The sequence below is a fragment of the Pseudolysinimonas sp. genome (genome assembly GCF_057350545.1).
On the sequence record NZ_JBMRCP010000123.1, the window covers coordinates 1 to 5751 of the forward strand.

Here is a 5751-nt window from a genome sequence, read left to right on the forward strand (position 1 = left end):
CGACGGCTGCTTCGCCACGGGTGACGACGAGTTCGCGGTGCTGCAGACGCGCACTCGCGGAGCCGACGTCACGATCGTCGGCGTCAGCGGCGCCTTCACCAACGGCGACATCCTCGAGGCGGGTAACGCCGCGTTCGCCCTGAATCTGCTCGGCGAGCGCGAGAACCTGGTCTGGTACCGCCCCGACCTCAGCGAACTCGACGCCGGCGACATCCCGACCGCTGCGAATCGCACCGCGCCCTGGCTGACGCCGCTCATCATCCTCACGCTGTTCGCCGGACTCGCTGCGGCGATCTGGCGGGGCCGCCGGCTCGGCCCGCTCGTGACGGAGCGGCTGCCCGTCGTGGTGCGGTCGAACGAGACGATGGAAGGCCGCGCGCGCCTCTACGAGCGGGCGGGGGCGCGAGGGCACGCCCTCGACTCGCTGCGCATCGGCTCGATCACGCGCCTCGCGTCGCTGTGCGGACTCCCCCGTCGCGCGAGCGTCGACGAGGTCGTCGGCGCCGTCGCCGCCCTCACGGGACGGGACCGGGATGCCGTCGCAGCACTGCTCGTCACCCGCACTCCGACGTCGGACTCAGCGCTCGTCGCGCTCTCCGACGAACTGCTCCTCCTCGAAACCGACCTGGCCCGCATCGTGCGGGGCCGCTGACCCGTCACCCCGACAGAATGGCTGACATGACCGACTCCTCCGAACTCCGCGCCGCCCTGGCCGCCGTCCGCACCGAGGTGGGCAAAGCCGTCGTCGGTCAGGAGGGCGCCGTCACAGGGCTCATGATCGCGCTGCTCGCCGGCGGCCACGTGCTGCTCGAGGGCGTTCCCGGTGTCGCGAAGACGCTCCTCGTGCGCACACTCAGCCAGGCGATGCGGCTCGACACGAAGCGCATCCAGTTCACACCCGACCTCATGCCGGGCGACATCACGGGCTCCGCGGTCTACGACCCCAAGTCGGGCGAGTTCGAGTTCCGCGAGGGGCCGGTGTTCACGAACATCCTGCTCGCCGACGAGATCAACCGCACGCCCCCGAAGACGCAGTCGGCGCTGCTCGAGGCGATGGAGGAGCGGCAGGTCTCGGCCGACGGCGTCACCCGCAAGCTGCCCAGCCCGTTCCTCGTCGCCGCGACGATGAACCCCATCGAATACGAGGGCACCTACACGTTGCCCGAGGCGCAGCTCGACCGGTTCCTCCTCAAGCTCGTGCTCGAGCTGCCGGCACGCGACGAAGAGGTCGAGGTGCTCCACCGGCACGCCTCGGGCTTCAATCCGCGCGACCTCGCCGCCGCGGGCGTCACCCCGGTACTCGACGCCGCGACGCTCGCTGCCGCCCAGGCCGACGTCGCGACCGTGACCGTCTCTCCCGACGTGCTCGGCTACGCCGTCGACCTCGCGCGCGGCACCCGCACCTCGCCGTCGGTGAAGCTCGGCGTCTCGCCGCGCGGCGCGACCGCTCTGCTCGCCGCCTCGCGCGCGTGGGCGTGGTTGTCCGGCTCGACCGGCGTGACGCCCGACCACATCCAGACGATGGCCGTCCCCGTGCTGCGCCACCGCATCCAGCTGCGCACCGAGGCGGAGCTCGAGGGCGTCTCGGCCGACACCGTGCTGCGCTCCGTCGTGCAGCAGGTGCAGGTTCCGATCTGATCGCCGGGAGCTGACTGATGGCGATCTCCGGGTGGTTCGTGCTGCTCGTCGCGGTGGGTGCGATTCCCGTCGTGGCGCTCGGCGGGCTGCCCGGGCTCGCCCTCTGGGGCGTCGTGCTCGCGGCGGTCGTCGCCGTCGACCTCGCGCTCGCCGGGTCGCCCGCGGCGCTCGAGTTCGCACGCGATCTGCCCGTGCGGCTACGGCTCGGCGAGAGCGCCCGCGCGCGACTCGCCGTCGCGAATCCCGGGCGGCGCACGGTGCGCGGCACGATCCGGGATGCCTGGGAGCCGTCGGCGGGAGCGCGCCCGAACCGCCATCGGGTGACGATCGCCGCCGGCGACCGCGGCGTGTACACGACGACGCTCACGCCCGTGCGCCGCGGCGAGCGCCGCGCCGCCCACGTCACGGTGCGCTCGTTCGGTCCGCTGCGGATGGTCGCGCGGCAGCGCACGATCCCGGTGCGCGGCATCGTGCGCGTGCTGCCGCCGTTCAACTCCCGCAAGCATCTGCCGTCGCGGCTCGCCCGCCTCCGTGAACTCGACGGGCGCACCTCGGTCATGGTGCGCGGGCAGGGCACCGAGTTCGACTCCCTGCGCGAGTACGTGCGCGGCGACGACGTGCGCTCGCTCGACTGGCGGGCCTCCGCCCGGCGGCGCGACTCGGCGACCGGCCAGATGAAGCTCGTGGTGCGCACCTGGCGACCCGAACGCGATCGCCGAGTCGTCATCCTCATCGACTCCTCGCGCACGTCAGCGGCGCGCATCGCCGACGAGCCGCGACTCGACACCGCGTTCGAGGCGTCGCTCCTGCTCGCCGCGCTCGCCACCCGCGCGGGCGACCGCGTCGATGTGATCGTGCACGACCGCGTCGTGCGGGGCCGTGTGCAGGGGGCGTCGGGCGCCGAGTTGCTCGCCCGCACCGTCGACATGCTCGCCACCGTCGAGTCGGAGATGATCGAGGGCGACTGGCACGAGATCCCCGAGCTCGTGCGGGCCGTCACCACGCAACACGCCCTCGTCGTGCTCGTCACCCCGATCGACACCCCCGGCGCGTCGCGACCCCTGCTCGCGATGCTGCCGCAGCTGACGCGCAAACACACCGTCGTCGTCGCCGCCGTCACCGACCCCGAGGTCGTCGCAGCCACAACCGAGCGCCTCGGCTCCGACGAGGTCTACCGCGCCGCCTCCGCCGAGCGCGCACTGCTCGACGTCGCCCGCGTCGCCACCGCGATGCGACAGACGGGCGTGGAGGTCGTCACGGCCCCGCCCGCCGACCTCCCGCCGGCGCTCGCCGACAAGTACCTCGCGCTCAAGGCCGCCGGGCGTCTCTGAGGGGGTCGTCGCAGCGCTCGACGGCCGTCCCGGCACACTCGGGATGCACGCGGCGACCGGTGAGAGTTGCGCACGAGTGTCATCGCCCCGCCGTCGGTGATCCTGAGAAACACCTGGGTCCGGGGATACCGTGTGGCCATGGCTGAAACCACTGTTGCTGCTCCGTCCTACACCCGGCGCCTCGTCGCCGAGGTGTTCGGCACGTTCCTGCTCGTCTTCGGCGTCATCGGCGCCGCGATCTACTACAACGGCGAAGCGAAGCCGCTCGTCGTCGGACTCGCCGTCGGCATCGCCGTGCTCGCCGGTGCCTACTCGGTCGGTCACATCTCGGGCGGTCACTTCAACCCGGCCGTCTCCCTCGGCGCCGCCGCCGCGGGACGGATGCCGTGGAAGGACGTGCTGCCCTACATCGGAGCGCAGCTCGTCGGCGGTCTGCTCGCGACGCTCATCCACTTCCTCATCGCGCTGAGTACGGGCACGGCGCTCGAGTCGGTGTCGTCGACGTTCGCCGGCGTCTCCAACGGCTACGGCGAGGCGCTCCTGCCGGTGCTGCTCGTCGAGATCGTCATCACGGCGATCTTCGTGCTCGTCATCCTGAGCGTCACCGCCGACGGCTCGACGACGGCCGGGTTCGCTCCGATCGCGATCGGCCTCACGCTCGCGCTGTTCCACTTCATCGCGATCCCGATCGACAACGCGTCGCTCAACCCGGCGCGCTCCCTCGCGACCGCCGTGTTCGGCGGCGGCGAGCCGCTCTCGGAGGTGTGGCTGTTCTTCGTCGCCCCGATCGTCGGCGCGCTGCTCGCGGGCTTCATCTGGAAGCCGCTCTTCGGCCGCAAGGGCTGATACCCGTCACACGAAGGGGCTCGGGATGGCGACATCCTGGGCCCCTTCGTCGTGCGAGTGGACGGCTGTTCGCCCGATTCGGGCTGCGGAGGAAGACCCGCACGCAGCCCGAATCGGGCGAACACCGAAGCTCGCTCGGCCCTCAGCCCGCGACGATCGCCTTCGCGCCCGCGTCGAACTCCTCGACGTCGCCCGTCTCTCCCGCGCGAGCGGCTCGACGGCCGACACCCCACTGGTAGACGAGGAACGCGACCAGCACGACGGTGCCGATGCCGATCTTGAGCGGCCACGGCCAGTCCTGACGGGTGACGAAACCCTCGACGATGCCGGAGACGAAGAGCGAGAGCACGAGCCCGACGACGATCGTGAAGAACGCCCGGCCGTCTTCGGCGAGCGCCTGCTTGCGCGTACGGTGGCCGGGCGCCACCCACGACCAGAAGATGAGCAGCCCCGCCGCCCCCGCGACGAAGATCGAGTAGAGCTCCAACTGGCCGTGCGGCGCGATGTAGAGGAAGAACGTGTCGAGCTCGTCGAACTCGTTCATGATCGCCGCCGAGATGCCGATGCTCTGGGCGTTGAAGAACAGCAGGTAGATCGGGAAGACGCCGGTGATGCCGAACATGATGCACTGCGCGGTGAGCCACGCGTTGTTCGTCCACACCTGGCTCGCGAACCCGCCCATCGAACTCTCGGAGTAGTACTCGACGAAGAGCTCTTCGGCGTACTCGCGGCGATACTCCTCGGGTCCGAGCAGGTCGAGCAGCTCCGGGTTGAGCGCGAACCACGTCGCGTAGGCGGCCGCGATGCCGATGAAGAGCACCGTGATGACGAGCGACAGCCAGCGGATGCGGTACAGCGCCGCCGGCAGCTGGTTGGCGAAGAACAGGGTCAGCTGGCGCAGCGGGTTGGTCGGCGTGCCGGTGAACCGCAGCCGCGCCTTCGCGAGGGCGAGCGAGATGTGATCGCCCTGCACGGTCTCGCCGACGGTGGACTTGATCTCCGCGAGGTGGGCCGACGCCGACTGGTAGAGGTCGATGAGTTCATCGGCCTCACGTCCGTCGAGCTTCCGCTTGTTCGCGAGGACGGTCAAGCGGTCCCACTCTGCCCGGTGTGCGGCAGAGTAGGCATCGAGGTCCACAACAAAGGAGACTACCGACATGGCAGCCGATCCCGACTCGGAGTGGATCGACGACTACGCCCCCGGCGAGGAAGGCACCCTGACCGGCGAGGCCGTCAGTCTCGACCTGCATCCCACCGGCTTCGTGCTGCGAGCCGCCGGAGCGCTCATCGACATCGTCGCGTACCTCGTCGTGTTCATCATCGCGATCATCGGCATCGGGATGGCGACCTCCGTGCTCTACACCGAGGGCGCCGTCATGGCGGCGATCGCGATCATCACCCTCGTCACGTGCTTCGTCGGCATCCCGATCGTCGTCGAGACGCTCACCAAGGGGAAGTCGCTCGGCAAGCTCGCGATCGGCGGACGCATCGTGCGCCTCGACGGCGGCGCGATCGGCCTCCGGCAGGCCGCCGTGCGCGCGCTCGTCGGGTTCTTCGAGTTCTTCGTCACCTTCGGCGGGGCCGCGGCCCTCTCCGGCCTGCTCACCGCGCGCACGCAGCGTCTCGGCGACCTGCTCGCGGGCACCTACTGCCAGTACGAGCGGGTGAACGGGTCGGTCATGCCGCTCTTCGGCATCCCGCCGCAGCTCGCCGGGTGGGCCCGCATCGTCGACGTGGCCAGGATGCCGACGCAGCTCTCGCGGCGGATCACGCAGTTCCTCGCGCAGGCGCCGCAGTACGACCCCGCGCGGCGCCCCCGTCTCGCTGCGGAGCTCGCCACCGAGGCGTCGGTGTTCGTGGCCCCCGTGCCGCCCGTCGAGTCGGAGCTCTTCCTCGGCGGGATCACCGTCGTGCGCCGCGAGCGCGAGGCGGAGGC

The 5751-nt window shown here is 71.0% G+C and carries 5 protein-coding genes and 1 pseudogene; 5 read left to right on the top strand and 1 reads right to left on the bottom strand.

The window, feature by feature from the left end:
• The 4 genes and pseudogenes from ACO1X9_RS16530 to ACO1X9_RS16545 all read left to right on the top strand — a co-directional run.
• Positions 1-652 (top strand): annotated as a pseudogene (locus tag ACO1X9_RS16530) (DUF4350 domain-containing protein); the annotation flags it as partial.
• A gap of 26 nt (positions 653-678) precedes the next feature.
• Positions 679-1638, top strand: coding sequence for an AAA family ATPase (locus ACO1X9_RS16535; RefSeq protein WP_486351951.1), 960 nt, complete (start codon positions 679-681; stop codon positions 1636-1638).
• Between the two features lie 17 nt (positions 1639-1655).
• Entirely contained in the window at positions 1656-2969 is a 1314-nt protein-coding gene (locus ACO1X9_RS16540) for a DUF58 domain-containing protein (RefSeq protein ID WP_486351952.1), read from the top strand.
• Between the two features lie 138 nt (positions 2970-3107).
• A complete protein-coding gene (locus tag ACO1X9_RS16545) occupies positions 3108-3815 on the top strand; it encodes an aquaporin (RefSeq protein WP_486351953.1) in 708 nt (235 codons plus the stop codon).
• Between the two features lie 142 nt (positions 3816-3957).
• Here ACO1X9_RS16545 and ACO1X9_RS16550 read toward each other — a convergent pair whose 3' ends face one another.
• A complete protein-coding gene (locus ACO1X9_RS16550) occupies positions 3958-4953 on the bottom strand; it encodes a stage II sporulation protein M (RefSeq protein ID WP_486351954.1) in 996 nt (331 codons plus the stop codon).
• 19 nt (positions 4954-4972) lie between these two features.
• Between ACO1X9_RS16550 and ACO1X9_RS16555 the strand changes: the two genes are divergently transcribed.
• The coding region (locus ACO1X9_RS16555) for an RDD family protein (protein WP_486351955.1) at positions 4973-5751 on the top strand (779 nt) is incomplete at its 3' end.